Genomic DNA, 21,925 nt, shown 5'->3' with positions numbered 1-21,925 from the left:
TAGCATATCTAAAGCGATACCGGAATATTTTAAAAGCGGCACGATGCTGCTCTGATGGACTTAACTAGGGGAATAGCTTGTGGAAAAGGCCAAAACTACGGCATGGCGTCTTCTGGCTGCCGGCGTAAGCCTGCTGACGCTTAGCCAGCTGGCGCATGCGGATTCACTGGATGAACAGCGCAGCCGCTACGCCCAAATTAAGCAGGCGTGGGATAGCCGGCAGATGTCGGTCGTCGACGAGCTGATGCCCACGCTGTCGACCTATCCGTTATACCCGTACCTCCAGTACCGGCAGATAACCGATGACCTGATGAACCAGCCGGCGCTGGTGGTGAAGAATTTTATTGAGGCTAACCCCACGCTTCCGCCCGCGCGCTCCCTGAAATCCCGCTTCGTCAACGAGCTGGCCCGCCGCAGCGACTGGCAGGGCCTGCTGGCGTTTAGCCCCGATAAGCCCGCCAGCACCGAGGCGCAGTGTAACTATTACTATGCGAAGCTGAGCGTTGGCCAGGCGCAGGAGGCCTGGGACGGTGCAAAAACGCTGTGGCTTACCGGTAAAAGCCAGCCCAACGCGTGCGACGCGCTGTTTAGCGCCTGGCGCGCCTCCGGCCAGCAGGACCCGCTGGCCTGGCTCGAACGCATCCGCCTGGCGATGAAGGCGGGCAACACCAGCCTGGTGCGATCGCTGGCGCAGCAGATGCCGCCTGAGTATCTGACCATCTCTTCGGCGATCGTGGCGCTGGCTAACGATCCGAATACCGTGATGAATTTTGCCCGCACCACCGGAGCCACCGATTTCACCCGCCAGATGGCGGCGGTGGCCTTTGAGAGCGTGGCGCGTCAGGACGTTGAAAACGCCCGACTGATGATCCCTTCGCTGGTCCAGGCGCAGCAGCTCAATGACGATCAAACCCAGGCGCTGCGCGATATCGTCGCCTGGCGCCTGATGGGCACCGACGTGACCGACGAGCAGGCGGCCTGGCGCGATGACGCCATTATGCGCTCGCAGTCCACGCCGCTGGTGGAGCGCCGCGTGCGCATGGCGCTGGGGACCGGCGATCGTCGCGGCCTGAACACCTGGCTGTCGCGCCTGCCGATGGAGGCCAAAGAGAAAGACGAGTGGCGTTACTGGCAGGCGGATCTGCTGCTGGAGCGCGGGCGTGACGATGAAGCGAAAGCCATCCTCCGTTCGCTGATGCAGCAGCGCGGTTTCTACCCGATGATTGCCGCCCAGCGGCTGGGGGAAGCGTTCACCTTCCGCATCGACAAGGCGCCCGCCACCCTCGATTCGGCGCTGACCTCGGGGCCGGAAATGGCCAGGGTGCGCGAGCTGATGTACTGGAATATGGATAACACCGCGCGCAGCGAGTGGGCGAACCTGGTGACCAGCCGAACCAAAGATCAGCAGGCCCAGCTGGCGCGCTACGCCTTCAACCAGCACTGGTGGGATCTGAGCGTGCAGGCGACGATCGCCGGGAAGCTGTGGGATCAGCTGGAAGAGCGCTTCCCGCTGGCCTGGAACGATCTTTTCTCCCGCTACATCAGCGGCAAGGACATTTCGCAAAGCTACGCCATGGCGATTGCCCGTCAGGAGAGCGCCTGGAACCCGAAGGTCCGCTCGCCGGTTGGCGCCAGCGGCCTGATGCAGATTATGCCGGGTACCGCTACCCATACGGTTGGGATGTTTAATATTGCCGGCTACGGCGGCCCGTCGCAGCTGCTGGATCCGGAGACCAACATCAATATTGGCACCAGCTATCTGCAGTACGTTTATCAGCAGTTCGGCAATAACCGCATTTACGCATCCGCCGCCTACAACGCCGGACCTGGGCGCGTGCGCACCTGGCGGAGCAATAGCGCCGGTCGGATCGACGCGGTGGCGTTTATCGAGAGCATTCCGTTCTCGGAAACGCGCGGCTACGTGAAGAACGTGCTCTCCTATGACGCCTACTATCGCTACTTCATGGGTGAGAAAGCGGGAATGCTCACCGATGCGGAGTGGCAGCAGCGTTACTAGCGCCGACGGCCTGCGGGCGGCATAGCATTTTGCTATGCCGCCCGAAATCCATAGAGTATTGACCGGAGTATGCTATGCTTTGTACTCGTTAATGAGTACACACGCTCGGCGGCTCGAGCCGTCGGCCTTAACATGGCGGCGCAACATGACCCAACAATCCCCTTATTCAGCGGCGGTGGCCGAACAACGTCATCAGGAGTGGCTTCGTTTCGTGGCCCTGCTTCAGCAGGCGTACGCCGACGATCTGCACCTGCCGCTGCTGCAGCTGATGCTGACGCCCGATGAGCGCGAGGCGCTGGGCACCCGCGTGCGGATTATTGAAGAGCTGCTGCGCGGAGAGATGAGCCAGCGCGAGCTGAAAAGCGAGCTCGGCGCCGGGATTGCCACCATTACCCGCGGCTCAAATAGCCTGAAGTCGGCGCCCCCCGAGCTGCGACAGTGGCTGGAGCAGGCGCTGCTGAATGTTAACGATAAATAGCGTTATGAAACGGGCTAAGCGCCAGCACCACCGCCTGATGATAAACGCTGCTGCGCGTCAGCTTACCGGCGGTAAAAATGCCGATAGCTCCCTCTTTACGGCCAATTTCATCGATGCCGGTATGCTGTGACATCACCGGCCCTAAGGCTTCGCCGGCGCGGACCTGTTCGAGGATCGCCGCCGGCAGCGGCAGCGTGGCCGAGCGCGCTTCGCCGCGCTGCAGGCTATTTTCGATAACGACCCAGCTAAACGTACTGCCGTCGTCGATCCCGGCCTCAATGGCGACCCAGAAATCGGCATCCGGGCGCGCGGCCCGCGCGTTTGCGACCCGATTTCGTGCGCCAGCGCGCGTTTCGTCGTTGCCAAACGGCTGTTCCGGCACGCCGCTCTCGACGGAGACGGACTCAATGTGGCAGGATCCTTCGCCGAAGATCTCGTTAAAAGCCTGCAGAATTGCCTGAATTTTGGCGGGATTAGTGGTAGCTGAGACAACATGGTGCATAATCAAACAACTCAGAATAAATTAACGTCATCGCAGTATACTCCAAATCGTTTTCGCTGCAGGCCGCCGGCCCGTCAGCCGAAATTGTGAAGAGCACAGAACGGATAAAAAGCATGTTACAGGTACACCTTGTTCGCCACGGTGAAACGCAGTGGAACGCCGAGCGACGTATTCAGGGCCAGTCCGACAGTCCGCTAACCGCCCACGGTGAGCGCCAGGCCTGGCAGGTTGGCGAACGCGCCAGAACGCTGAACATTACGCATATTATTGCCAGCGATTTAGGCCGTACGCGGCGAACGGCAGAAATTATCGCGGAAGCCTGCGGCTGCAGCATCGTCCTCGACTCACGCCTGCGCGAGCTGGATATGGGGGTTCTTGAGAAACGCCATATCGATTCGCTGAGCGAGGAGGAGGAGGGCTGGCGTCGTCGGCTGGTTAACGGCACCCCGGACGGACGTATTCCGCAAGGCGAGTCGATGCAGGAGCTCAGCCAGCGTATGCACGCGGCGCTGACCTCCTGTCTGGAGCTGCCTGAGGGGAGTCGGCCGCTGCTGGTGAGTCACGGGATGGCGTTGGGCTGTCTGGTGAGTACGATTCTTGGCCTGCCCGCGCACGCCGAACGTCGGCTGCGCCTGCGCAACTGTTCGATTTCACGCGTTGATTATCAGCAAAGCCCGTGGCTGGCTTCAGGCTGGGTGGTGGAAACCGCGGGGGATATTTCGCATCTTGATGCCCCCGCGATGGACGAACTGCAGCGCTAGCGGCGGATCGGGATCAGATACTCGCAGCGTAGCTGAATCGGCGTATCCTGATCCCGGTTTTCATCCTGAGGGAAGAAGCGTTCGATATCCAGGCCTTTGCGGCGGGTGAGGTTCAGCATCGGCATACAGGTGCCGTACACCGTCAGGATAAACTCCTGCAGCCCGGTCCCTAATCCTTCATAGGTGAACATCACGTACTCACCGCCTTCGAGGGCGATCGGATGCGAATTGTGCAGGTGACCGTTGGCCATCTCCGGCGTTACGGCCGTGGTATAGAAGACCTCCTGCTCGTCATCTTTCTCAAGACTTGGGCGCGGCTCATGCAGGCCGTAAAGGGTTGGCGGAATCGACGGCGAATTGCCGAGGAAATCCCGCCAGAACTGCACGCGCATCTGGTTACGGAAGTCAGAGATCTCCTCCAGCTTACAGGTATAGCTCTGGGTCACGCCAATCAGCGGCGTATTGCTCAGGGTGATAAACTCATGCTGCGGCATGGTGAATTCGCCCAGGCGCAGGGGAGGACGCATACCGTAAGCGCTCCAGTCAGGGGAGCGGCGGTAGAGCGCAGGCGTCAGAGAGAACTGTTTTTTAAACGCCCGGGTAAAGGTTTGCTGAGAGTCAAAGCGGTACTGCAGGGCGATGTCGAGGATCGGACGCGCGGTCAGGCGCAGCGCCACCGCCGATTTTGATAAACGGCGCGCGCGGATATAGGCACCTATAGCATGGCCGGTTACGTCTTTGAACATTCTTTGCAAATGCCACTTGGAATAACCCGCCTTCGCTGCCACATTGTCCAACGACAGCGGCTGATCCAGGTGACCTTCCAGCCAGCTAAGGAGATCGCGAATAATCCCTGCTTGATCCATAAAATGTCCTCATCCTTAAACTTAGGTGCCTGCTACTAAGGTAGCGGATAATAGCATTTTTTGATGTTTTAGCATTCAGTGTTTTTTTTGCCTTTAAATGCGATTTGTCAGCGAATATCCCCGCTATTTTTGTAAAGCTGTGATCTATAAACCTTTTCCATTGAGCAGATAATCATCGCTCGGGGAAATTCTAAAAAATGGTAACAATATGAAATACAAGAAGTTAATGATCGGACTGCTTTTACTGGCCGGTGGCCAGGCGGCTCAGGCGGAACAGATTGGCTCGGTCGATACCGTCTTCAAATTCTTCGGCCCGGACCATAAGATCGTCGTTGAAGCCTTTGACGATCCGGACGTGCAGAACGTGACCTGCTATATCAGCAGGGCGAAAACCGGCGGCATTAAGGGCGGTCTGGGACTGGCTGAAGATACCTCTGACGCGGCGATCTCCTGCCAGCAGGTTGGGCCGATTGAAGTGACCGATAAAATCAAAAACGGCAAGTCGCAGGGAGACGTTGTGTTCCAGAAACGTACTTCGCTGGTGTTTAAAAAGCTGCAGGTCGTCCGTTTTTACGATAGCAAGCGTAACGCCCTGATCTACATGAGCTATTCCGATAAGGTCGTTGACGGATCGCCGAAGAATGCGATCAGCGCCGTGCCGATCATGCCGTGGAATAAATAACAGGGAACGACGATGCAGCAGCCGCAGATCTGGTTGGTGGAGGATGAGCAGAGTATTGCCGACACGCTTGTCTACATGCTCCAGCAGGAAGGCTTTGTGGTGAGCGTTTTTGCGCGTGGGCTGCCCGCGCTCGATGCCGCCCGCCACCGAATGCCGGACCTGGCCATTCTGGACGTGGGCCTCCCCGACATCAGCGGCTTTGAGCTGTGCCGTCAGCTGCTGGGCCGCTATCCGACGCTCCCGGTCCTGTTTCTCACCGCCCGTAGCGAAGAAGTGGATAAGCTGCTGGGCCTTGAAATAGGCGCCGATGACTACATCGCGAAGCCCTTCTCGCCGCGCGAAGTGTGCGCCCGGGTGCGCACCGTTCTGCGGCGGGTGCAAAAGTTTGCGGCCTCTGGCGCAGTGCTGCAGGTGGGCGAATTTCAGCTCAACGAGGCCGCGGCGCGGGTCACCTGGTGCGGCCAGCCGCTAACCCTGACGCGCTATGAATTCCTGCTGCTAAAAACCCTCCTGCGCTCGCCGGGGCGGGTCTTTTCCCGCCAGCAGCTGATGGACGCGGTGTGGGGGGATGCGCATGAAAGCTTCGACCGCACCGTTGATACCCATATCAAAACCCTGCGCGCGAAGCTGCGCGAGGTCAATCCTCACCTTTCACCGGTTAATACGCATCGCGGCATGGGATATAGCCTGGGAGGCGCCTGATGCGTATCGGCATGCGGCTGCTGCTGGGCTACTTTCTGATTGTCGCGATTGCGGCATGGTTCGTGCTTTTCATCTTCGTCCAGGAAATAAAACCCGGGGTACGTCGGGCGACGGAGGGCACGCTGATTGATACCGCCACGCTGCTGGCGGAGCTGGCGCGAGAAGATCTGCTCTCCGCTCAGCCGCAGCAGGGGCGCCTGGCCAGGGCGTTTCAGACGCTGCATCAGCGGCCGATCGAGGCGAATATCGCGGGCATCAGCAAAACGCGTAACGAGTATCGCGTCTACCTGACCGATGAGAAGGGCAAAGTGGTATTCGATTCGGCGGGAGAAGCGGTGGGGCAGGACTATTCTCGCTGGAATGACGTGTGGCTGACCCTGCGCGGCCAGTACGGCGCGCGCAGCACCCTGGCCGACCCCAACGATACGGACAGTTCGGTGATGTACGTCGCCGCGCCGGTTACCGATGGCGGCCGTATTATTGGGGTGCTGAGCGTCAGTAAACCCAACCAGGCGATGGCACCGGTGATTAAGCGTAGCGAACGGCGAATGCTGTGGGCCAGCGGGGCGCTGCTGGGGATCGCGCTGCTGATAGGCTCGCTGATGGTCTGGTGGATCAACTTCTCGATCGGCAAGCTGGTGCGCTATGCCGATTCGGTCACCGCCGACCGGCCGCTTCCGCTGCCCAACGTTGGCAGCAGCGAGCTGCGCAAGCTGGCGCTGGCGCTGGAAAGCATGCGCGTCAAGCTGGAGGGTAAGAACACCATTGAAAACTACGTTCATGCCCTGACGCATGAGCTGAAAAGCCCGCTGGCCGCCATTCGCGGCGCCGCAGAGATCCTGCGTGAAGGGCCGCCGCCGGAGGTCGCCGCGCGTTTTACCGGCAATATCCTGACGCAGAATGCGCGGATGCAGTCGCTGGTTGAGAAGCTGTTACGCCAGGCGAGGCTGGAGAACCGGCTGGAGATCGCCCTTGAGCCGCTCGCAATTGATAGCCTTTTCCGTCGCTTAGCCGAGGAGCGCGAGGCGGTACTGGCGGTAAAGAAAATCCGCTTACGCTGGCAGGAGAGCGGCCTGACGGCGGAGGCCGACGGCGAGCTGCTCGCGCAGGCCCTGGGCAACCTGCTGGATAACGCCATCGATTTTACCCCTGCCCAAGGGGAGATAGTCATGAGCGCAGAGCAGCAGCAGGCGGGCCTGGCGCTGGCCATCAGCGATAGCGGCAGCGGCATCCCGGATTATGCGCTTGGACGCATCTTCGAGCGTTTCTATTCGCTGCCGCGTGAAAACGGCCATAAAAGCAGCGGCCTGGGGCTGGCTTTTGTCCGCGAAGTGGCGCGGCTGCATCAGGGCGATATTCAGCTCAGCAATCGCCCGCAGGGCGGAGTGCGCGCCGTGCTGATACTTCACCGTCCCTTCACATAGCTTCAAACTCCCCCCACATAGCCCGGCTAAGGTGAGCGCTTCACTGAGGAGGACGCTATGTTGAAATCACCGCTATTCTGGAAAATGAGCACCCTGCTGGGGTGTATCCTGTTGTTATCTATCCCCCTGATGATGGTCCGGCAGCTGATTGTCGAGCGGGCGGACTATCGTAGCGACGTTGTTGATGCGCTGGAGAGAAGCACCAGCGGCGCGCAAAAGCTGACCGGGCCGCTGATCGCAATCCCGGTCACCGAGACGTTGACCCGTCTTGAGGATAAAAAAGAGGTCGAGTATCAGCAGACCTGGGTGCACTACTGGCTTCCGGAATCGCTGGCGATAAGCGGCAAGCAGAACGTGGAATCCCGACAGATAGGCATTTATGAGGGCCAAATCTGGCACAACACGCTTGGGATCAGGGCGCAGTTTGATACCTCCCGCCTGGCTGAGCTCAAAAAAGATAATATTACGCTGGGCAGGCCCTTTGTGGTGGTTGGCGTCAGCGATGCGCGCGGAATTGGCGCGATTAACGCGCCGGAGGTAGGCGGCGAGACGCTGCCCGTGGAGCCCGGGCTGGGCCTCAGCGGCAGCGGAGAGGGGATTCATATGCCGCTGCCGCCGCTGTCGGCGCAGCAGAAAACGCTGGACCTTGCGTTCACTCTCAACCTGAACGGAACGGGGAGCTTCTCGGTGGTGCCCGTGGGGCGCAATAGCGAGCTGCAGCTGGCAAGCAACTGGGCGCACCCCGGTTTTCTTGGCGATTTTCTTCCCGTTAGCCGCGAGGTCAGCGCCTCCGGCTATAGCGCCCGCTGGCAAAGCAGCTGGTTTGCCAACAACATGGCGAAGTTCTTCGTTGACGATCGGGAGGTTGAGTGGCGGGAGCTGCCGGCCTTCAACGTCAACGTCACTACGCCAGCCGATCACTATCAGCTGACCGATCGGGCGACTAAATATGCCATTCTTTTGATTGCGCTAACCTTTATGGCTTTCTTTGTCTTCGAAAGTTTAACAATGTACCGCCTGCATCCGCTGCAGTATCTGCTGGTTGGCCTGTCGCTGGTGATGTTCTATCTGGTATTGCTGGCGCTCTCGGAACACATTGGCTTTACGCCATCGTGGATTGCCGCCAGCGTCATCGGCGCGCTGATCAACGCCGTGTATCTGCACGCCGTGCTGAAAGGATGGCGCAACAGCCTGCTCTTCGTCTGCGCGCTATTATTGCTGGATAGCGTTATGTGGATGCTGCTGCGTTCGGAAGATAGCGCGCTGCTGCTCGGCACCGGCGTGCTGCTGCTGGCGCTAAGCGCGCTGATGCTGCTAACCCGCCACGTTGACTGGTACGCGCTATCGTCTCAGAAGCCAAAAAAGGCGGAGCAGCCCGACGGTGGGGGCGACGATACGTTCAGGATCTGGAAATAAAAAAACGGCGCCTTGAGCGCCGTTTTACGTTGTTGCTGCGGGAATAGTTAATTATTCCTGCAGATCGCCACAGAAGCGGTAACCTTCACCGTGAATGGTAGCGATGATTTCCGGCGTATCCGGAGTAGATTCAAAATGCTTACGAATGCGACGGATGGTCACGTCTACGGTACGGTCGTGCGGCTTAAGCTCACGGCCGGTCATTTTCTTCAGCAGCTCAGCGCGTGACTGGATTTTGCCCGGGTTTTCGCAGAAGTGCAGCATTGCGCGGAATTCACTGCGCGGCAGCTTGTACTGCTCACCGTTCGGGCTGACCAGAGAACGGCTGTTGATATCCAGCTCCCAACCGTTGAACCTGTAGCTTTCTACGCTGCGACGTTCTTCGCTTACGGTACCCAGATTCATGGTACGGGAGAGCAGGTTGCGCGCGCGAATAGTCAGTTCACGGGGGTTGAATGGTTTAGTGATATAGTCATCTGCGCCAATTTCGAGGCCCAAAATCTTATCAACTTCATTATCGCGGCCGGTAAGGAACATCAGCGCGACGTCCGCCTGTTCGCGCAGTTCACGCGCCAGCAGGAGACCATTTTTACCCGGCAGGTTAATATCCATGATTACCAGGTTGATATCATTTTCAGACAGGATCTGATGCATTTCCGCGCCATCGGTCGCTTCGAACACATCATAACCTTCTGCTTCGAAAATACTTTTTAACGTGTTGCGTGTTACCAACTCGTCTTCAACGATAAGAATGTGCGGGGTCTGCATGTTTGCTACCTAAATTGCCAACTAAATCGAAACAGGAAGTACCAAAGTCCCTGACCTGCCTGGTACATGTCGCAAATTAACATGTCCGGCGTAACATGACTAAAGTACGTAATTGCGTTCTTGATGCACTTTCCATCAACGTCAACAACATCATTAGCTTGGTCGTGGGTACTTTCCCTCTGGACCCGACGGTGTCAAAAACGGCTGTCATCCTAACCATTTTAACAGCAATATAACAGGCTAAGAGAGGCTGAACACCCAATAAAACTACGCTTCGTTGACATATATCAAGTTCAATTGTAGCACGTTAACAGTCTTGTGAAATCATCGTATTGAAATGCTATTTGTAGTTACAAATCTTACACAGCTCAAATGGTTGCGTGGGGAAACTGATAAATATGCTGAATCCAACGCCTGAAACGGTATCCGACGCGAAATATCATTGGCAAACATATGGATAAAAGCGTTCTGTTAACATACCTCGTGTCGCGGCTGGTTGGAAATAGTTTAGTTTTTTTTATGGGTGATCGAACGCAATTTTAGTGATATTTGTTGCAAATTTGTAAATTTTCACCGCGTAAAATGAGGGATAACTTTCATTTTCGCCCCGAGAGAGAGTAGAAGAGAACCACAATGCGCGTATCTATTGTATTAGTATCCCCGGCTCGGGCAGAGAACGTTGGCGCGGCCGCGCGAGCGATGAAAACGATGGGCTTTAGCGATCTGCGGATCGTCGAAAGCGATGCCCATTTGCAGCCTGCCGCGCGCTGGGTCGCCCATGGATCCGGAGATATTCTCGATAATATAAACACTTATTCAACGCTGGAGCAGGCGCTGCACGATGTCGATTTTACGGTCGCCACCACGGCCCGCAGCCGGGCGCGCTTCCACTACTACGCTACCCCGCAGCAGCTCCTGCCGCTGATGGAGGAAAAGGCGCAGTGGATGAACCACGCGGCGCTGGTCTTTGGTCGGGAAGATTCCGGCCTGACCAACGAGGAGCTGGCCCTTGCCGACGTGTTGACCGGCGTGCCGATGGTCGCCGACTATCCGTCGCTCAACCTCGGCCAGTCGGTGATGGTTTACTGCTATCAGCTGACCTCCCTGGTTCAGCAGGCGTCGGCCGTTTACGCGAGCGTCGATGAAAACCAGCTGCAGGCACTGCGTTTGCGAACCCTCGATTTGTTGACCCGGCTTGGCGTCGCTGAAGACGTCAAACTCACCGATTGGCTACAGCAGCGGATTGGACTTTTGCAGCAGCGGGATACGGCAATGCTCCATCGTTTGCTGCACGATATTGAAAAAAACCTACCGGAGTAAAGTTCTGTCATAAGTTTTATGTATGGTTTTTTCTGCTGATTGATGGCGTGAGACTGCGTGAACAGGGATGAATGACCGGTGCATTCTGGCGCATTGGCCAGGTGCGTCAAAACCGGCGAAAAACAGAAATTCATTGACTTAAGTCGGCAGATACTTTAACCAATATAGGCACAGGACACAGACAGATAAAAATTACAGAGTACACAACATCCATGAAACGCATCGGCATGATTACAACGATTATCACCACCACTATTACCACAGGTAACGGTGCGGGCTGACGCGTACAGGAAACACAGAAAAAAGCCCGCACCTGAACAGTGCGGGCTTTTTTTTCGACAAAAAATCTAGGGGTAACAACCATGCGCGTGTTGAAGTTCGGCGGTACATCAGTGGCAAATGCGGAACGTTTTCTGCGTGTTGCCGATATTCTGGAGAGCAATGCCAGGCAGGGGCAGGTAGCGACCGTACTGTCTGCCCCGGCGAAAATTACCAACCATCTGGTCGCGATGATTGAAAAAACCATCGGCGGCCAGGATGCGCTCACCAATATCGCTGACGCTGAACGCATTTTTGCTGAACTGCTGCAGGGTCTCGCCGATGCACAGCCGGGCTTTGCGCTGGCGCAGCTGAAAACCTTCGTCGAGCAGGAGTTTTCCCAGATAAAGCACGTGCTGCACGGCATCAGCCTGCTTGGCCAGTGCCCGGATAGCGTCAACGCTGCGCTGATTTGCCGCGGAGAGAAGCTCTCCATCGCGATCATGGCCGGCCTTCTTGAAGCGCGTGGCCATAAGGTCAGCGTGATTAACCCCGTTGAAAAACTGCTGGCCGTGGGCCACTACCTCGAATCCACCGTCGATATTGCCGAATCAACCCGCCGCATTGCCGCCAGCCAGATCCCAGCGGATCATATGGTGCTGATGGCCGGATTTACCGCCGGCAACGAAAAGGGCGAGCTGGTGGTTCTGGGCCGTAACGGCTCCGACTATTCTGCCGCCGTACTCGCCGCCTGCCTGCGCGCCGACTGTTGTGAAATCTGGACCGACGTCGACGGCGTTTACACCTGCGATCCGCGTCAGGTACCGGACGCCCGCCTGCTGAAGTCGATGTCCTATCAGGAAGCGATGGAGCTCTCCTACTTCGGCGCTAAGGTTCTGCACCCGCGCACCATTGCGCCTATCGCTCAGTTCCAGATCCCCTGCCTGATCAAAAATACCGGCAATCCGCAGGCGCCAGGTACGCTTATCGGCGCCAGCCTTGATGAAGACGGCCTGCCGGTTAAGGGGATCTCCAACCTCAATAATATGGCGATGTTCAACGTCTCCGGTCCGGGGATGAAGGGAATGGTCGGCATGGCCGCCCGCGTTTTCGCCACCATGTCCCGCGCCGGTATTTCGGTGGTCCTGATCACCCAGTCCTCTTCTGAGTACAGCATCAGCTTCTGCGTGCCGCAAAGCGACTGCGCCCGGGCAAAACGGGTGATGGAAGAGGAGTTCTATCTGGAGCTGAAAGAGGGGCAGCTGGAGCCGCTCTCGATCATGGATCGCCTGGCGATCATTTCCGTCGTCGGCGACGGTATGCGCACCCTGCGCGGTATTTCGGCCAAGTTCTTCGCGGCGCTGGCGCGCGCCAATATTAATATCGTGGCGATTGCCCAGGGCTCTTCCGAACGCTCTATCTCCGTAGTGGTCAGCAATGATGACGCCACTACCGGGGTACGCGTCACCCACCAGATGCTGTTCAATACCGATCAGGTCATTGAGGTGTTCGTTATCGGCGTCGGCGGCGTTGGCGGCGCGCTGATTGAGCAAATCAAGCGTCAGCAGGGCTGGCTGAAGAACAAGCATATCGACCTGCGCGTGTGCGGCGTCGCCAATTCCCAGGCGCTGCTGACCAACGTCCACGGTCTGAATCTGGAAAACTGGCGCGCTGAGCTGGCCGAAGCGAAAGAGTCGCTTAATTTGGGCCGCCTGATCCGCCTGGTGAAAGAGTACCATCTGCTCAACCCGGTGATCGTTGACTGTACCTCGAGCCAGGCGGTCGCGGATCAGTACGCCGATTTCCTGCGCGAAGGTTTCCACGTGGTGACGCCGAACAAAAAGGCCAACACCTCATCGCTGGATTATTACCATCAGCTGCGCCACGCGGCGAGCAGCTCCCGACGCAAATTCCTCTACGACACCAACGTCGGCGCCGGCCTGCCGGTTATCGAGAATCTGCAGAACCTGCTCAACGCCGGTGACGAACTGCTGCACTTCTCCGGTATCCTCTCCGGCTCGCTGTCCTTTATCTTCGGCAAGCTGGACGAGGGGATGACCCTCTCCGAAGCGACGACGCTGGCGCGAGATATGGGCTATACCGAACCGGATCCGCGCGACGATCTTTCCGGCGTCGACGTTGCCCGCAAGCTGCTGATCCTGGCCCGTGAGACCGGCCGCGAGCTGGAGCTGTCGGACATTATCGTTGAGTCGGCTCTGCCTGAAGCGTTTGATGCCAGCGGCGACGTCGAGAGCTTTATGGCGCGTCTGCCAGCGCTGGATAACGAATTTGCTTCGCGGGTGGCGAAAGCGCGCGATGAAGGTAAAGTCTTGCGTTACGTCGGTAACATCGAAGAGGATGGAACCTGCCGCGTGAAAATTGCCGCGGTGGACGGGAACGATCCGCTGTTTAAAGTCAAAAACGGCGAGAACGCGCTGGCCTTTTACAGCCACTATTATCAGCCGCTGCCGCTGGTGCTGCGCGGCTATGGCGCGGGTAACGATGTGACCGCGGCTGGCGTATTCGCCGACCTGCTGCGTACCCTGTCATGGAAGTTAGGAGTTTAAGATGGTCAAAGTATATGCCCCGGCTTCCAGTGCCAATATGAGCGTCGGGTTTGATGTCCTGGGCGCGGCGGTGACGCCGGTTGACGGTACGCTGCTGGGGGACAACGTCTCGGTTGAGGCGGCCGCCAGTTTCAGCCTGCAAAACGTCGGCCATTTTGCCAGCAAGCTGCCGGCGGTGGCGCAGGAGAATATCGTTTATCAGTGCTGGGAGCGTTTCTGCGAGGAAATTGGCCGGAAGGTTCCGGTGGCGATGGTGCTGGAAAAAAATATGCCGATTGGCTCCGGCCTCGGCTCCAGCGCCTGTTCGGTGGTGGCGGCGCTGGTGGCGATGAATGAATTTTGCGGCAAGCCGCTGAACGAAACGCGGATGCTGGCGCTGATGGGCGAGATGGAAGGGCGCATCTCCGGCAGTATCCACTACGACAACGTCGCCCCGTGCTATCTGGGCGGCATGCAGCTGATGATCGAAGAGAACGACATCATCAGCCAGCAGGTGCCCGGCTTTGACGAATGGCTGTGGGTGCTGGCGTACCCTGGAATTAAAGTTTCGACGGCGGAAGCGCGCGCCATCCTGCCGGCCCAGTATCGCCGGCAGGATTGTATTGCGCACGGCCGCCATCTGGCGGGCTTTATTCACGCCTGCTATACCCGCCAGCCGCAACTGGCAGCGAAATTGATGAAAGATGTGATTGCCGAACCCTATCGCACCAAACTGCTGCCGGGCTTCAGCGAAGCGCGGCAGGCGACGCTGGAGATTGGCGCGCAGGCCTGCGGGATTTCCGGCTCTGGCCCGACGCTGTTTGCGTTGTGCGATAAGCCGGAGACCGCGCAGCGCGTCGCCGACTGGCTGGGTACGCATTATCTGCAGAATCATGAAGGCTTTGTTCATATTTGCCGGCTGGACACGGCGGGCGCACGAGTAGTGGGATAACCAATGAAACTCTATAACTTAAAAGATCATAACGAACAGGTCAGCTTTGCGCAGGCCGTCACGCAGGGGCTTGGCAAGCATCAGGGGCTGTTCTTCCCGCACGATCTGCCGGAATTTAGCCTGACTGAAATTGATGAGATGCTGGCGCTGGATTTTGTCACCCGCAGCGCGAAGATCCTGTCGGCATTTATTGCCGAAGAGATCCCGCAGGCGGTCCTGCAGGAGCGCATCGGCGCGGCCTTCACCTTCCCGGCTCCGGTCAGCAAGGTGCAGGATGACGTCGGCTGCCTCGAGCTGTTCCACGGTCCGACGCTGGCGTTTAAAGACTTCGGCGGCCGCTTTATGGCCCAGATGCTGACCCATATCGCGGGCGACAAGCCGGTAACTATCCTGACGGCGACCTCCGGCGATACCGGCGCGGCGGTAGCCCACGCGTTCTACGGTCTGCCAAACGTGAAGGTGGTGATTCTCTATCCGCGCGGCAAGATTAGCCCGCTGCAGGAGAAGCTGTTCTGCACCCTGGGCGGCAACATTGAAACCGTGGCTATCGACGGCGACTTCGACGCCTGCCAGGCGCTGGTTAAGCAGGCCTTCGACGACGAAGAGCTGAAAGCGGCGCTGGGCCTGAACTCCGCCAACTCGATTAACATCAGCCGTCTGCTGGCGCAGATTTGCTACTACTTTGAAGCGGTCGCGCAGCTGCCTCAGGAAGCGCGCAATCAGCTGGTGATTTCGGTGCCAAGCGGCAACTTCGGCGACCTCACCGCCGGCCTGCTGGCGAAGTCTTTGGGCCTGCCGATTAAGCGCTTTATCGCCGCCACCAACGCCAACGATACCGTTCCTCGCTTCCTGCAGGACGGCAACTGGGCGCCGAAGGTCACCCAGGCGACGCTGTCTAACGCGATGGACGTCAGCCAGCCAAACAACTGGCCGCGCGTGGAAGAGCTGTTCCGCCGCAAAACCTGGCGACTGAACGAGCTGGGCTACGCGACAGTGGACGACGAGACGACCAAAGAGGCGATGCGCGAGCTGAAAGCCATCGGCTACACCTCGGAGCCGCATGCGGCTATCGCCTGGCGCGCGCTGCGCGACCAGCTGCTGCCGGGCGAGTACGGCCTGTTCCTCGGCACCGCGCATCCGGCGAAGTTCAAGGAGAGCGTTGAAGAGATCCTGCAGGAGACGCTGCCGCTGCCGAAAGAGCTGGCGGACCGCGCCGACCTGCCGCTGCTGTCGCATAACCTGCCTGCGGACTATGCGGCGCTGCGCGAGCTGATGATGGCGAAAGCGTAACGACCGCGACCGACGCTTTTTACTACGTAAACCGGGCCCGGGCGCCCGGTTTTTTTACGCCCAAAAAAGGAGAAATTATGCATGAATTATCAATAAATGCCGGGGGCTGAAGAATAGGATTGCGGAGAATAACAAGCGCGGTTGCGCAGGGCTAACCTTGGGCTATCGACCCATTGCGGGCACTGTGAACAAAGGGGAAACCTATGTCAAAGCTGAAATCTGTGATCCTTGCGCTTTCGATGCTGCTGGTGGCCCCTGCGGCCGTCCACGCCGCCGAAATTACGCTAGTTCCGGCCATAAAACTGCAGATCGGCGATCGCGATAACTCCGGCAACTACTGGGACGGCGGCCGCTGGCGCGATCGCGAATGGTGGGGACATCATTACGACTGGCGCGACAACCGCTGGCATCCGCACCACGATGAGCATCGTTATCCCCAGCGCTATCACGACGATCGCGGCCCGGATCGCGACTGGCACCACCGCTAAGCGACGCTCCCGGCCGGCAGGTTGGCGGCCGGGAAGCGGGTTAGCGCTCGTGGCGTTTAAAGACCAACTCGCCTTTATCGGAAGCATCGGCGTCGAAGAAGTACCCTTCGCTGTCGAAGCGCGTGAGCTGCTCCGGTCGGGTTAAGCGGTTCTCAATGATATAGCGGCTCATCAAGCCGCGCGCTTTCTTGGCGTAGAAGCTGATCACCTTGAACTTGCCGTTTTTCTCATCGAGGAACACCGGCTTAATAATCTGCCCCTGCAGCCGCTTCGTTTTGACCGAGCGGAAGTATTCGTCGGAGGCGAGGTTAATCACCACGTCGTCGCCCTGGGCCTTCAGCGCCTGATTCAGCGTATCGGTAATCGTCTCATCCCAGAACTGGTAGAGATCCTTGCCCCTGGCGTTTTCCAGCTTAATGCCCATCTCCAGACGATAGGGCTGCATCAGATCCAGCGGGCGCAGCACGCCGTACAGGCCGGAGAGCATGCGCAGATGCTGCTGGGCGAAATCGAAATCCGCCTCGTCGAAGGTTTCCGCCTGCAGCCCGGTGTAGACGTCGCCCTTAAAGGCCAGAATGGCCTGGCGGGCGTTTTTCGGCGTGAACTCGGGATGCCAGTCGTGAAAGCGGGTGGCGTTCAGATCCGCCAGCTTATCGCTGATGCCCATCAGCTTGCCTATCTGCGGCGCTGAAAGCTGGCGCGCCACGCCGATAAGCTGTTGGGAATACTCCAGCAGCTCGGGCTGGGTGTAGCGCGTCGTCGCCAGCGGGCTTTGATAATCGAGCGTCTTAGCAGGTGAAATCAGAATCAGCATATCCAGTCCTTGCAGGAGATTTTCGGCGATTTTAGCAAAAAAAGACCGCGGAGGGATCGATAGCTGCGATTGCTGCGCTATTCGCGCGGCGGCCCGTCCCAGGTTCCCGGCGCCAGCTGCTGGCGAATTTCCGGATAGCGCGCGGCGTCAAACGTGGGCTGCACGCCCAGCCGTCGCTGGTGAAGATAGTCGCTGGCAAGCAGGCGCACAGTGGGCGACAGCAGGAGGATGGCCGTCAGGTTGGTAATGGCCATCAGCGCCATAATAATATCCGCCAGCCGCCAGACGACCGGGAGGCTCATCATCGTTCCCGTTAAGACCATCAGGATGGTGATAATCCGCAACCCCCAGATGCAGTGGGGGCTATTAAGGCGCAGAAAAATCAGGTTATTTTCGGCATAAATGTAGTTTACGACGATAGCGCTAAAGGCAAACAGCAGCACGATGACGGCGACAAAGCCGGCGCCCCAGCCGCCGACCAGCCCGCTCATCGCATGCTGAATGGCCTGAATACCGTTAGCGGCATCCTCTCCTCCGTGCGTGCGCGGTGCCAGCATGATAATCACCGCGCTGGCGGTGCAGATAACAACGGTATCAATAAAAACCCCCATCATCTGGACGATCCCCTGAGCCGCCGGGTGCGGAGGCCAGGAGGCGGCGGCTGCGGCGGCGTTAGGCGTTGAGCCCATCCCCGCTTCGTTAGAGAACATTCCGCGCTGAAAACCGCTGGTTAGCGCCTGGCTGATGGTATAGCCCACCGCGCCGGCGGTGGCTTCCTGCCAGCCGAACGCGCAGCGGAAAATGGTGTTAAAAATTGCCGGCAGGGCGGTGATGTGCCACAGGCCGATGAGCAGGCTGGCGGCGACCCACAGCACCGCCATCAGCGGGACGAACCATTGCAGGATCTTTGCCACGTTGCGCAAGCCGCGAACGATAACCAGCAGGGTGAGCATCGCCAGCACGCCGCCGGTGATAACGCCGGGCAGATCGAAGGCATAGGTCATCGCATGCGCCACCGAGTTGGCCTGGACGGTGTTAAAAATAACGCCATAGGCGAGCAGCAGCAGGATTGAAAACAGCACGCCCATCCAGCGCATCCCTAAGCCTCGGGACATATACCACGCGGGACCGCCGCGAAATTGCCCCTGCGCATCGCGTTCTTTATAGAGCTGGGCAAGGGAGCATTCGGCGAAGCTGCTGGCCATCCCGAGCAGCGCAGAGACCCACATCCAGAAGACGGCGCCAGGACCGCCGGCGGCGATCGCCAGCGCCACGCCGGTCAGGTTGCCGCTCCCGACGCGGGCGGCCAGGCTGGTGCACAGGGCCTGAAAAGAGGTTAAGCCGTCGGGCTGGGGCAGGAGGCTTTTGCGCAAACTTTTCCCAAACTGGCTAACATAACGGAACTGAATACATTTCGTCCGCCAGGTAAACCATACGCCGGCACCCAGTAATAGATAGATCATTACCGAACCCCAGAGTATTTCATTGATAAATGAGAAAAAATCAGGCATTAAGCATCCTCTTGTCCATGTTGGTAAGCTCGTGTAAGCGTTACCATTTTAATGACAATCCTTTAACATTCAGAGAATTAATTCGTTCAGTTTATCACACTCTGCGCTCTTGCATGGTCCGCAGTTGCGCTGACCCGGCAGCGTGTTATCATCTTGGCAGACCGGTTACATCCCCTTAACTGCTGTTTAAGAGAACACTATCATGACGGATAAATTGACTTCTCTGCGTCAGTACACCACTGTCGTAGCTGATACCGGAGATATTGCGGCAATGAAGCTGTATCAGCCTCAGGATGCCACGACTAACCCTTCTTTGATTCTTGGCGCTGCTCAGATCCCTGAGTACCGTAAGCTGATTGATGACGCTATCGTCTGGGCCCGCGCTCAGAGCAGCGATCGCGCGCAGCAGGTTATCGACGCTTCCGATAAGCTGGCGGTGAACATTGGTCTCGAAATCCTTAAGCTGATTCCAGGCCGTATTTCTACCGAAGTTGATGCCCGTCTCTCCTATGACACCACGGCATCCATCGCAAAAGCTAAACGCATCATCAAGCTGTACAACGATGCGGGCATCGGCAACGATCGCATTCTGATCAAGCTGGCTTCTACCTGGCAGGGCATCTGCGCCGCCGAGCTGCTGGAAAAAGAAGGCATCAACTGTAACCTGACCCTGCTGTTCTCCTTCGCTCAGGCACGCGCCTGTGCGGAAGCGGGCGTATTCCTGATTTCGCCGTTCGTAGGCCGTATCCTCGACTGGTACAAAGCGAACACGGATAAGAAAGAGTATGCGCCGGCGGAAGATCCGGGCGTGGTTTCCGTCAGCGAAATCTACGAGTACTACAAGCAGCACGGCTATGAAACCGTCGTAATGGGCGCAAGCTTCCGTAACGTCGGCGAAATCCTCGAGCTGGCCGGCTGTGACCGTCTGACCATCGCTCCGACACTGCTGAAAGAGCTGGCAGAAAGCGAAGGCGCGATCGAACGCAAGCTGACCTTCAGCGGCGAAGTGAAAGCCCGTCCGGAACGCATCACCGAATCTCAGTTCCTGTGGCAGCACAACCAGGATCCGATGGCGGTAGATAAACTGGCGGAAGGTATCCGTAAGTTTGCTATCGACCAGGAAAAACTGGAAAAAATGATCGGCGATCTGCTGTAATCATTGCGCGTGGCCGGGCTTCCGGTCACGCTACTTCTTTTGAGCCCTGTCTGTATCTCCTTCCAGCGTGTATTATTCCGTCTAACTGCACTATTTGAACGGAATAACGATGAATACCTTACGAATCGGCTTAGTTTCCATCTCCGATCGCGCCTCCAGCGGCGTTTATCAGGATAAAGGCATCCCGGCACTTGAAGAGTGGCTGGCGCGTGCGCTGACGACCCCTTTTGAGCTCCAGACCCGCCTGATCCCCGATGAGCAGGTGATTATCGAGCAAACGCTGTGCGAGCTGGTGGACGAAATGGGCTGCCATCTGGTGTTAACGACCGGCGGTACCGGCCCTGCGCGACGAGACGTGACGCCGGATGCGACGCTGGCGGTTGCCGATCGCGTCATGCCGGGCTTTGGCGAACAGATGCGTCAGGTGAGCCTGCACTTCGTCCCGACGGCCATTCTCTCCCGCCAGGTTGGGGTGATCCGTAAGCAGGCGCTGATCCTCAATCTGCCCGGCCAGCCGAAGGCGATTGAGGAAACCCTCGAAGGGGTCAAAGATGCCGATGGCCAGGTGCTGGTGCACGGCGTCTTTGCAAGTGTACCGTATTGTGTACAGCTGCTTGAGGGGCCTTATGTCGAGACTGCGCCGGAAGTGGTAGCGGCTTTTCGCCCAAAAAGCGCGAGACGCGAAAGTTTATCCTGAATTTGATGCTTTCCTGACATAACCTGCAATCCTGGTGGTGTGCTGTTTTATTTACGATATAGTGTCTTTTACTTTACACACTGCGTGATAACACCTACAAACCTCTGGATGAACAGCTCGTTATGTCACAACATACCCGACCTCTGAATCGACAAGACTATAAAACTCTGACGCTGGCCGCCCTTGGCGGGGCGCTGGAGTTTTACGACTTCATCATCTTCGTCTTCTTTGCCGCCGTTGTCGGCGAGCTCTTCTTCCCGGCCGATATTCCGGAGTGGCTGCGCCAGGTGCAGACCTTCGGCATTTTCGCCGCCGGCTATCTGGCGCGTCCTCTCGGCGGCATTATCATGGCCCACTTTGGCGATCTGGTCGGGCGCAAGAAAATGTTTACCCTGAGTATTTTACTGATGGCCCTGCCGACGCTGGCGATCGGCCTGCTGCCAACCTATGAGTCGATGGGGATCGTTGCCCCGCTGCTGCTGCTGCTGATGCGCGTGCTGCAGGGCGCGGCGATTGGTGGGGAAGTCCCCGGTGCCTGGGTGTTTGTTGCGGAGCACGTGCCGGAGAAAAAAATCGGTATCGCCTGCGGCACGCTGACGGCGGGCTTAACGGTGGGGATCCTGCTGGGGTCGGTGGTGGCGACGCTGATTAATACCAGCCTGACGCCGCAGGGCATCCACGACGGCGGCTGGCGTATTCCTTTCCTGCTGGGCGGCGCGTTCGGCCTGGTAGCGATGTATTTACGCCGCTGGCTGCAGGAAACGCCGATATTCCTCGAGATGCAGCAGCGCAAAGCATTAGCCCAGGAGCTGCCGGTTAAATCGGTGGTGCTCAAGCATCAGAAGGCCGTGGTGGTTTCAATGTTGCTGACCTGGCTCCTGTCCGCGGGCGTGGTGGTGGTCATTTTGATGTCGCCTGTGTGGCTGCAAAAGCATTACGGCTTTGCCCCGGCGGTGACCCTGCAGGCGAACAGTATTGCGACGATTATGCTGTGTGTCGGCTGCCTGCTGGCGGGCCTGGCGGCCGATCGCTTTGGCGCCAGCCGGACGTTTATCGTCGGCAGCCTCCTGCTGGCGGTCTCCAGCTGGGCGTTCTACCACCTTTCCGGCACCTCGCCTGAACAGCTTTTCCTGCTGTACGGCACCGTTGGGCTGTGCGTTGGCGTGGTCGGGGCGGTGCCTTATGTGATGGTTCGCGCCTTCCCGGCGGAGGTGCGTTTTACCGGAATTTCATTCTCGTACAATGTCTCCTACGCCATTTTCGGCGGCCTGACGCCG

General features: G+C 58.2%; 22 protein-coding genes and 1 other annotated feature. Of the genes, 17 read left to right on the top strand and 5 right to left on the bottom strand.

Going from position 1 to position 21,925, the window contains the following annotated elements; all coding sequences use genetic code 11:
* Positions 1-79: 79 nt before the first annotated feature.
* Positions 80-2,017 carry a murein transglycosylase gene (gene sltY / locus PFH44_RS11185; protein ID WP_045860062.1) on the top strand — a complete coding sequence of 646 codons (1,938 nt, stop codon included), beginning with the start codon at positions 80-82 and terminating at the stop codon, positions 2,015-2,017.
* A 145-nt stretch (positions 2,018-2,162) separates the two neighbouring features.
* Positions 2,163-2,495 carry a trp operon repressor gene (trpR, locus tag PFH44_RS11180; RefSeq protein ID WP_041143958.1) on the top strand — a complete coding sequence of 111 codons (333 nt, stop codon included), beginning with the start codon at positions 2,163-2,165 and terminating at the stop codon, positions 2,493-2,495.
* On the opposite strand, the gene yjjX is transcribed toward trpR, so the two are convergent.
* Positions 2,482-2,997, bottom strand: coding sequence for an inosine/xanthosine triphosphatase (gene yjjX, locus PFH44_RS11175; RefSeq protein WP_076946441.1), 516 nt, complete (start codon positions 2,995-2,997; stop codon positions 2,482-2,484). The two genes, trpR and yjjX, sit on opposite strands and share 14 nt — an antisense overlap.
* A 113-nt stretch (positions 2,998-3,110) precedes the next feature.
* On the opposite strand from yjjX, the gene gpmB reads away from it, so the two are divergent.
* Positions 3,111-3,758, top strand: coding sequence for a 2,3-diphosphoglycerate-dependent phosphoglycerate mutase GpmB (gene gpmB / locus PFH44_RS11170; RefSeq protein ID WP_045860058.1), 648 nt, complete (start codon positions 3,111-3,113; stop codon positions 3,756-3,758).
* Here the strand turns inward: gpmB and robA are convergent.
* Positions 3,755-4,624 carry an MDR efflux pump AcrAB transcriptional activator RobA gene (gene robA, locus PFH44_RS11165; RefSeq protein WP_045860056.1) on the bottom strand — a complete coding sequence of 290 codons (870 nt, stop codon included), beginning with the start codon at positions 4,622-4,624 and terminating at the stop codon, positions 3,755-3,757. The genes gpmB and robA overlap by 4 nt on opposite strands.
* A gap of 208 nt (positions 4,625-4,832) precedes the next feature.
* Between robA and creA the strand changes: the two genes are divergently transcribed.
* From creA to creD, 4 genes are read left to right on the top strand one after another with little or no spacing between them, the layout of a single operon-like run.
* Positions 4,833-5,306 carry a protein CreA gene (gene creA, locus PFH44_RS11160; RefSeq protein WP_041143962.1) on the top strand — a complete coding sequence of 158 codons (474 nt, stop codon included), beginning with the start codon at positions 4,833-4,835 and terminating at the stop codon, positions 5,304-5,306.
* A 12-nt stretch (positions 5,307-5,318) separates the two neighbouring features.
* Positions 5,319-6,008, top strand: a complete 690-nt coding sequence (creB, locus tag PFH44_RS11155; RefSeq protein WP_045860053.1) for a two-component system response regulator CreB — start codon at positions 5,319-5,321, stop codon at positions 6,006-6,008.
* Positions 6,008-7,432, top strand: coding sequence for a two-component system sensor histidine kinase CreC (gene creC / locus PFH44_RS11150; RefSeq protein ID WP_283825034.1), 1,425 nt, complete (start codon positions 6,008-6,010; stop codon positions 7,430-7,432). Before creB ends, creC begins: the two co-directional genes overlap by 1 nt.
* 57 nt (positions 7,433-7,489) lie before the next feature.
* Entirely contained in the window at positions 7,490-8,848 is a 1,359-nt protein-coding gene (gene creD / locus PFH44_RS11145) for a cell envelope integrity protein CreD (RefSeq protein WP_283825033.1), read from the top strand.
* A gap of 51 nt (positions 8,849-8,899) precedes the next feature.
* Here creD and arcA read toward each other — a convergent pair whose 3' ends face one another.
* Positions 8,900-9,616 (bottom strand): two-component system response regulator ArcA, encoded by a 717-nt coding sequence (gene arcA, locus PFH44_RS11140; RefSeq protein WP_045860047.1) that lies wholly within the window; start codon positions 9,614-9,616, stop codon positions 8,900-8,902.
* A gap of 95 nt (positions 9,617-9,711) precedes the next feature.
* Here arcA and yjjY point away from each other — a divergent pair, with 95 nt between their 5' ends.
* From yjjY to PFH44_RS11105, 7 genes are all read left to right on the top strand, one after another.
* The gene (gene yjjY, locus PFH44_RS11135; protein WP_049268126.1) at positions 9,712-9,852 is read left to right on the top strand and encodes a YjjY family protein; all 141 of its coding nucleotides are present in this window, start codon (positions 9,712-9,714) and stop codon (positions 9,850-9,852) included.
* Between the two features lie 397 nt (positions 9,853-10,249).
* Complete coding sequence (locus tag PFH44_RS11130) at positions 10,250-10,936, top strand: tRNA/rRNA methyltransferase (protein ID WP_133600712.1); 687 nt, start codon at positions 10,250-10,252, stop codon at positions 10,934-10,936.
* A gap of 212 nt (positions 10,937-11,148) precedes the next feature.
* Positions 11,149-11,217, top strand: coding sequence for a thr operon leader peptide (thrL, locus tag PFH44_RS11125; protein ID WP_071845000.1), 69 nt, complete (start codon positions 11,149-11,151; stop codon positions 11,215-11,217).
* Positions 11,156-11,273 (top strand) — a sequence feature (Thr leader region). (Overlaps the previous gene by 62 nt.)
* A 25-nt stretch (positions 11,274-11,298) precedes the next feature.
* Positions 11,299-13,761, top strand: coding sequence for a bifunctional aspartate kinase/homoserine dehydrogenase I (gene thrA / locus PFH44_RS11120; protein WP_045860044.1), 2,463 nt, complete (start codon positions 11,299-11,301; stop codon positions 13,759-13,761).
* 1 nt (position 13,762) lies between these two features.
* Entirely contained in the window at positions 13,763-14,692 is a 930-nt protein-coding gene (gene thrB / locus PFH44_RS11115) for a homoserine kinase (RefSeq protein WP_283825032.1), read from the top strand.
* 3 nt (positions 14,693-14,695) lie between these two features.
* A complete protein-coding gene (gene thrC / locus PFH44_RS11110) occupies positions 14,696-15,982 on the top strand; it encodes a threonine synthase (protein ID WP_283825031.1) in 1,287 nt (428 codons plus the stop codon).
* A 203-nt stretch (positions 15,983-16,185) separates the two neighbouring features.
* A complete protein-coding gene (locus tag PFH44_RS11105; RefSeq protein WP_283825030.1) occupies positions 16,186-16,470 on the top strand; it encodes a DUF2502 domain-containing protein in 285 nt (94 codons plus the stop codon).
* A 40-nt stretch (positions 16,471-16,510) separates the two neighbouring features.
* On the opposite strand, the gene yaaA is transcribed toward PFH44_RS11105, so the two are convergent.
* Positions 16,511-17,284, bottom strand: coding sequence for a peroxide stress protein YaaA (gene yaaA / locus PFH44_RS11100; RefSeq protein ID WP_045860036.1), 774 nt, complete (start codon positions 17,282-17,284; stop codon positions 16,511-16,513).
* A gap of 77 nt (positions 17,285-17,361) precedes the next feature.
* Entirely contained in the window at positions 17,362-18,795 is a 1,434-nt protein-coding gene (locus PFH44_RS11095) for an alanine/glycine:cation symporter family protein (protein ID WP_283825029.1), read from the bottom strand.
* 202 nt (positions 18,796-18,997) lie between these two features.
* Between PFH44_RS11095 and tal the strand changes: the two genes are divergently transcribed.
* The 3 genes from tal to PFH44_RS11080 all read left to right on the top strand — a co-directional run.
* Positions 18,998-19,951, top strand: coding sequence for a transaldolase (gene tal, locus PFH44_RS11090; protein WP_283825028.1), 954 nt, complete (start codon positions 18,998-19,000; stop codon positions 19,949-19,951).
* A gap of 109 nt (positions 19,952-20,060) precedes the next feature.
* Positions 20,061-20,648 (top strand): molybdopterin adenylyltransferase, encoded by a 588-nt coding sequence (gene mog, locus PFH44_RS11085; protein ID WP_041143974.1) that lies wholly within the window; start codon positions 20,061-20,063, stop codon positions 20,646-20,648.
* Between the two features lie 122 nt (positions 20,649-20,770).
* A partial coding sequence (locus PFH44_RS11080; protein WP_283825027.1) for an MFS transporter occupies positions 20,771-21,925 on the top strand: 1,155 nt, incomplete at its 3' end.

This window comes from Klebsiella sp. Ech2A (assembly GCF_030078455.1).
GTDB lineage: Bacteria > Pseudomonadota > Gammaproteobacteria > Enterobacterales > Enterobacteriaceae > Klebsiella > Klebsiella terrigena.
Note: the sequence above shows the minus strand (reverse complement) of the source record. Positions and strands in the feature narration are given on the sequence as shown.

Excerpts from the sequence above, each read along its gene's own strand:
- thrC (WP_283825031.1), top strand. The coding sequence starts at position 14,696 with ATGAAACTCTATAACTTAAAAGATCATAACGAACAGGTCAGCTTTGCG.
- PFH44_RS11105 (WP_283825030.1), top strand. The coding sequence starts at position 16,186 with ATGTCAAAGCTGAAATCTGTGATCCTTGCGCTTTCGATGCTGCTGGTG.
- creB (WP_045860053.1), top strand. The coding sequence starts at position 5,319 with ATGCAGCAGCCGCAGATCTGGTTGGTGGAGGATGAGCAGAGTATTGCC.
- robA (WP_045860056.1), bottom strand. The coding sequence starts at position 4,624 with ATGGATCAAGCAGGGATTATTCGCGATCTCCTTAGCTGGCTGGAAGGT.
- creC (WP_283825034.1), top strand. The coding sequence starts at position 6,008 with ATGCGTATCGGCATGCGGCTGCTGCTGGGCTACTTTCTGATTGTCGCG.
- creD (WP_283825033.1), top strand. The coding sequence starts at position 7,490 with ATGTTGAAATCACCGCTATTCTGGAAAATGAGCACCCTGCTGGGGTGT.
- PFH44_RS11095 (WP_283825029.1), bottom strand. The coding sequence starts at position 18,795 with ATGCCTGATTTTTTCTCATTTATCAATGAAATACTCTGGGGTTCGGTA.
- thrB (WP_283825032.1), top strand. The coding sequence starts at position 13,763 with ATGGTCAAAGTATATGCCCCGGCTTCCAGTGCCAATATGAGCGTCGGG.
- yjjX (WP_076946441.1), bottom strand. The coding sequence starts at position 2,997 with ATGCACCATGTTGTCTCAGCTACCACTAATCCCGCCAAAATTCAGGCA.
- mog (WP_041143974.1), top strand. The coding sequence starts at position 20,061 with ATGAATACCTTACGAATCGGCTTAGTTTCCATCTCCGATCGCGCCTCC.
- thrA (WP_045860044.1), top strand. The coding sequence starts at position 11,299 with ATGCGCGTGTTGAAGTTCGGCGGTACATCAGTGGCAAATGCGGAACGT.
- creA (WP_041143962.1), top strand. The coding sequence starts at position 4,833 with ATGAAATACAAGAAGTTAATGATCGGACTGCTTTTACTGGCCGGTGGC.
- trpR (WP_041143958.1), top strand. The coding sequence starts at position 2,163 with ATGACCCAACAATCCCCTTATTCAGCGGCGGTGGCCGAACAACGTCAT.
- tal (WP_283825028.1), top strand. The coding sequence starts at position 18,998 with ATGACGGATAAATTGACTTCTCTGCGTCAGTACACCACTGTCGTAGCT.
- PFH44_RS11130 (WP_133600712.1), top strand. The coding sequence starts at position 10,250 with ATGCGCGTATCTATTGTATTAGTATCCCCGGCTCGGGCAGAGAACGTT.
- yjjY (WP_049268126.1), top strand. The coding sequence starts at position 9,712 with ATGACTAAAGTACGTAATTGCGTTCTTGATGCACTTTCCATCAACGTC.
- yaaA (WP_045860036.1), bottom strand. The coding sequence starts at position 17,284 with ATGCTGATTCTGATTTCACCTGCTAAGACGCTCGATTATCAAAGCCCG.
- arcA (WP_045860047.1), bottom strand. The coding sequence starts at position 9,616 with ATGCAGACCCCGCACATTCTTATCGTTGAAGACGAGTTGGTAACACGC.
- gpmB (WP_045860058.1), top strand. The coding sequence starts at position 3,111 with ATGTTACAGGTACACCTTGTTCGCCACGGTGAAACGCAGTGGAACGCC.